This window comes from Pseudomonas sp. AGC41 (assembly GCF_057334555.1).
In genome coordinates this window covers 22,230-26,889 of record NZ_JBHFJB010000081.1, presented here as the reverse complement: position 1 = coordinate 26,889, position 4,660 = coordinate 22,230, and the positions used below count along the sequence as shown (strand labels likewise).

The 4,660-nt window shown below is 62.1% G+C and carries 4 protein-coding genes; 3 read left to right on the top strand and 1 reads right to left on the bottom strand.

From position 1 onward, the window contains the following. Nucleotides 1-63: 63 nt before the first annotated feature. Nucleotides 64-900: a xanthine dehydrogenase accessory protein XdhC gene (xdhC, locus tag ACE04F_RS13825; protein WP_486107506.1), complete on the top strand. Its 837-nt coding sequence runs from the start codon at nucleotides 64-66 to the stop codon at nucleotides 898-900. 20 nt (nucleotides 901-920) lie between these two features. After that, complete coding sequence (guaD, locus tag ACE04F_RS13820; RefSeq protein WP_486107504.1) at nucleotides 921-2,225, top strand: guanine deaminase; 1,305 nt, start codon at nucleotides 921-923, stop codon at nucleotides 2,223-2,225. 183 nt (nucleotides 2,226-2,408) lie between these two features. Here guaD and ACE04F_RS13815 read toward each other — a convergent pair whose 3' ends face one another. Further along, a complete protein-coding gene (locus ACE04F_RS13815) occupies nucleotides 2,409-3,173 on the bottom strand; it encodes a GntR family transcriptional regulator (RefSeq protein ID WP_486107502.1) in 765 nt (254 codons plus the stop codon). 242 nt (nucleotides 3,174-3,415) lie between these two features. Here ACE04F_RS13815 and ACE04F_RS13810 point away from each other — a divergent pair, with 242 nt between their 5' ends. Continuing rightward, nucleotides 3,416-4,606, top strand: coding sequence for a benzoate/H(+) symporter BenE family transporter (locus tag ACE04F_RS13810; RefSeq protein ID WP_486107500.1), 1,191 nt, complete (start codon nucleotides 3,416-3,418; stop codon nucleotides 4,604-4,606). The last annotated feature ends 54 nt before the right edge of the window (nucleotides 4,607-4,660 follow it).

The window sequence follows — 4,660 nt, the reverse complement described above, 5'->3', positions numbered from 1 at the left end:
CCCTGTGGGAGCGAGCCTGCTCGCGAAAGCGGCCTGACAGACAACAGAGATGTCGAGGTAGATATGTACAACTGGATCAGCGCCCTCGCCGACCTGCAGACCCGCGGCGAACCCTGCGTGCTGGTGACGATCATCGAGGAGCTCGGCTCCACCCCGCGCAATGCCGGCTCGAAGATGGTCATCAGCGCCCGCCAGACGTTCGACACCATTGGCGGCGGTCATCTGGAATACAAGGCGATGGAGATCGCCCGGCAGATGCTCGCCAGCGGCCAGCAGAACACCCATCTGGAGCGCTTCAGCCTCGGCGCCAGCCTGGGCCAATGCTGCGGCGGCGTCACTGTGCTGCTGTTCGAACCCATGGGTCAGGTCCAGGCGCAGATTGCCGTGTTCGGTGCCGGTCATGTCGGTCGCGCCCTGGTGCCGCTGCTGGCGAGCCTGCCATGCCGGGTGCGTTGGATTGACTCGCGGGAAGCGGAATTCCCTGAGCATCTGCCCCACGGCGTACAGAAAATCGTGACTGAAGATCCGCTGGACGAAGTCGACGAGCTGCCCGCCGGCAGCTACTGCATCGTCATGACCCACAACCACCAGCTCGACCTGGAACTGAGCGCCGCGATCCTCAAGCGCAACGATTTTGCCTACTTCGGGCTGATCGGCTCGAAGACCAAACGCGTCAAGTTCGAACATCGCCTGCGTGATCGCGGCTTCGACAGTGGCGCGCTGCAACGCATGCGCTGCCCGATGGGCATCGGTGAAGTCAAAGGCAAGTTGCCCGTGGAAATCGCCATCTCCATCGCCGGCGAAATCATCGCCACCTATAACGCGGATTTCGGCCAGCACACTTCCCACGCCGAACCCATTGCCAGGCTGCTGCCGGTATCGCGCCGCGGCCAGCGCTAATCCTTTTATCGAGAAATCCCATGCCTTTGACACGCAAAGCCTACCGCGCCGCCCTGCTCCACAGCCTCGCCGATCCGGCCGAAGTCGGTATCGAGGCGTCCTATGAGTATTTCGAGGACGGCCTGCTGGTAGTGGAAAACGGCCTGATCAGCGCCATCGGTCACGCCAGCGATTTGTTGCCGACCCTGGCGGCGGATATCGAGATCACGCACTACCAGGACGCCCTGATCACTCCCGGCTTCATCGACACCCATATCCACCTGCCGCAGACCGGCATGGTGGGCGCCTATGGCGAACAATTGCTGGACTGGCTCAACACCTACACGTTCCCCTGCGAAAGCCAGTTCGCCGACCCAGCCCACGCCGAGGCGGTGGCGGACATTTTCGTCAAGGAATTGCTGCGCAACGGCACCACCACCGCCCTGGTATTCGGCAGCGTGCACCCGCAATCAGTGAATGCGTTTTTTGCGGTGGCCGAGAAACTCGACCTGCGGATGATCGCCGGCAAAGTCATGATGGACCGCAACGCGCCGGACTACCTGGTCGACACCGCCGAATCCAGCTACACCGAGAGCAAGGCGCTGATTGAACGCTGGCATGGCAAGGGTCGCCTGCATTACGCCGTGACCCCGCGCTTCGCGCCGACCAGCACGCCGGAGCAACTGACCCTGGCCGGCCAATTGCTCAGTGAATACCCGGACCTGTACATGCAGACGCACATCAGCGAGAACCTGCAGGAAGTGCAATGGGTCAAGGAGCTGTTTCCCGAGCGCAAGGGCTACCTGGACGTCTACGACCATTATCAATTGCTCGGCGAGCGCTCGGTGTTCGCCCATGGTGTGCATCTGTGCGACGAAGAATGCGCGCGCCTGGCGCAAACCGGTTCGGCCATCGCGTTCTGCCCGACCTCGAACCTGTTCCTGGGCAGCGGCCTGTTCAATCTGCCGATGGCCGAGAAGCACAAAGTCAACGTCGGCCTTGGCACCGACGTGGGCGGCGGGACCAGTTTTTCACTGCTGCAAACCCTGAACGAAGCCTACAAGGTCATGCAGTTGCAAGGTGCGCGGCTGAGCCCTTTCAAATCGTTGTACCTGGCCACCCTCGGCGGCGCCCGGGCCTTGCGCCTGGAGGACCGGATCGGCACGTTGCAGCCGGGCACGGACGCAGACTTCCTGGTGCTGGACTACGACGCCACGCCGCTGTTGAGCTATCGCCTCACGCAGACCAAGGACATTGCCGAACGGTTGTTCGTGTTGATGACGCTGGGGGATGACCGGACGGTGGCGCAGACGTATGCGGCGGGCCGGTTGGTGCATCAGCGCTAACTTTCAGCGCCTGCCAGACCGCTTTCGCGAGCAGGCTCGCTCCCACAGGGTTGCCTGCCCCCAAAAGTCAGATTGATGTCCAACTTTAGGGGGGCAGTCCAAGCTCAGTGTGAACAACACAAATCCACTGTGGGAGCGAGCCTGCTCGCGAAGGGCGCGACTCGGTGCCGCTGACTCAAGTCATCAGAGCTTGGCCGTCGACCGCCCCGGCTTCTTGCTCTGCAACAAATGCGAAAACACCGCATGCAAGTCATCCGAAGCACTTTCCTCATCGAGGTTGAGCTTGCTGTCGATGTGGTCCATGTGATGCATCATCAGGTCCACCGCCAGCTTGGCGTCGCGGGCCTCGATAGCGTCGATCAGCTGGGTGTGTTCGTCATAGGAACAGTGGGAACGGTTGCCGCTTTCGTACTGGGCGATGATCAACGAGGTCTGGGACACCAGGCTGCGCTGGAAACTGATCAACGGCGCGTTTTTCGCCGCCTCGGCCAGCTTGAGGTGGAACTCGCCCGACAACCGGATGCCGGCGCCACGGTCGCCACGGGAGAAACTGTCGCGCTCGTCGCTAACCATCTGCCGCAGCTCGGCAAGCTGTTCGGCGCTGGCATGCTGCACCGCCAGCTCGGTGATCGCCTTCTCCACCATGCGTCGGGCAAAGAACACCTGGCGTGCCTCTTCGACACTCGGGCTGGCGACCACCGCCCCACGATTCGGGCGCAGCAGCACCACGCCTTCGTGGGCCAGGCGCGACAATGCGCGACGAATGATGGTGCGACTCACCCCGAAAATCTCCCCAAGCGCCTCTTCGCTCAACTTCGTGCCGGGCGCCAGACGCTGTTCGAGGATGGCCTCGAAAATATGCGCATAGACAATATCGTCCTGGGTTCCGCTGCGGCCGGCTTTGCCTGCTCGCGGTTGTTTCTTGAGGGGCTGCAACTGTTCGTTCATGGGCACTCGAGTCGGGAGAACTGCGGCGATTTAACCGTGACTGTAATACGGCACAGCGGGTCGCTGGCAAGTATCGCGTAAAAAACACGGCGATTGTACACAACCTCTGATGGCAACACGACTGTACGGCTGTTTGCGGACACGGCTGTATCGCGACCGGTCGGTGCGTTGAGTTTAGGCTTTAAACCCGAACCTGTGGCGCCACCCGCCCAGTCAATCTACAACAAGGACCGCCGCCCACCATGACCGAAGTCACGACCGCGCCACTTCGTCCGTTGGCCGATACATCGCCGTCGGCCATCGTCGCCGGCTTCATCGCCATGATGACCGGCTACACCAGTTCTCTGGTGCTGATGTTCCAGGCCGGGCAAGCGGCGGGGCTGACCAGCGGACAGATTTCGTCATGGATCTGGGCCATCTCCATTGGCATGGCGGTGTGTTCCATCGGCCTGTCGCTGCGCTACCGCACACCCATCACCATCGCCTGGTCGACACCTGGCGCGGCGTTGCTGATTACCAGCCTCGGCGGCGTGAGTTACGGCGAGGCCATCGGCGCGTACATCACCTGCGCTGTGCTGGTGACGATCTGCGGCCTGACCGGCAGCTTCGAGCGCCTGGTAAAACGCATTCCGGCTTCGCTGGCGGCGGCGCTGCTGGCGGGGATCCTGTTCAAGATCGGCAGCGAGATTTTTGTCGCCGCGCAACATCGCACCGGCCTGGTGCTGGGGATGTTCTTCACCTATCTGATCGCCAAGCGCCTGTCGCCGCGTTATGCGGTATTGGCTGCGCTGCTGGTCGGCACTGCCTTGTCGGGCTTGCTCGGGCTTCTCGACTTCAGCGGTTTCGCCCTGGAAGTGGCGACACCGGTCTGGACCACGCCGGAATTTTCCCTGGGAGCCACCATCAGCATCGGTATCCCGCTGTTCGTGGTGGCGATGACCTCGCAGAACATGCCTGGCATCGCCGTGCTGCGCGCCGACGGCTACAACGTACCGGCCTCGCCATTGATCACCAGCACCGGTGTTGCCTCGCTGTTACTGGCCCCATTTGGTTCCCATGGTATCAACCTCGCCGCCATCAGCGCGGCGATCTGCACCGGGCCACATGCCCATGAAGATCGCAACAAGCGCTACACGGCGGCCGTCTGGTGCGGGATTTTCTACGGCTTTGCCGGGGTCTTCGGCGCCACGCTGGCGGCGCTGTTCGCTGCGCTACCCAAGGAGTTGGTACTGTCCATTGCGGCACTGGCGCTGTTCGGCTCGATCATCAATGGCCTGAGCATTGCCATGAGCGAAGCGAAGGAACGGGAAGCCGCATTGATCACCTTCATGGTCACGGCGTCGGGGCTGACGCTGTTTTCCATCGGCTCGGCGTTCTGGGGTATTGTCGCGGGGGTGGTGACTTTGCTCATCCTGAACTGGCGGAGTGCCTGAATCTTGAAAGCTTCGCGAGCAGGCTCGCTCCCACATTGGGTCGGTGTTCACACA

Coding starts and splice junctions, on each gene's coding strand:
- xdhC (WP_486107506.1), top strand. CDS start 64: ATGTACAACTGGATCAGCGCCCTCGCCGACCTGCAGACCCGCGGCGAA.
- guaD (WP_486107504.1), top strand. CDS start 921: ATGCCTTTGACACGCAAAGCCTACCGCGCCGCCCTGCTCCACAGCCTC.
- ACE04F_RS13815 (WP_486107502.1), bottom strand. CDS start 3,173: ATGAACGAACAGTTGCAGCCCCTCAAGAAACAACCGCGAGCAGGCAAA.
- ACE04F_RS13810 (WP_486107500.1), top strand. CDS start 3,416: ATGACCGAAGTCACGACCGCGCCACTTCGTCCGTTGGCCGATACATCG.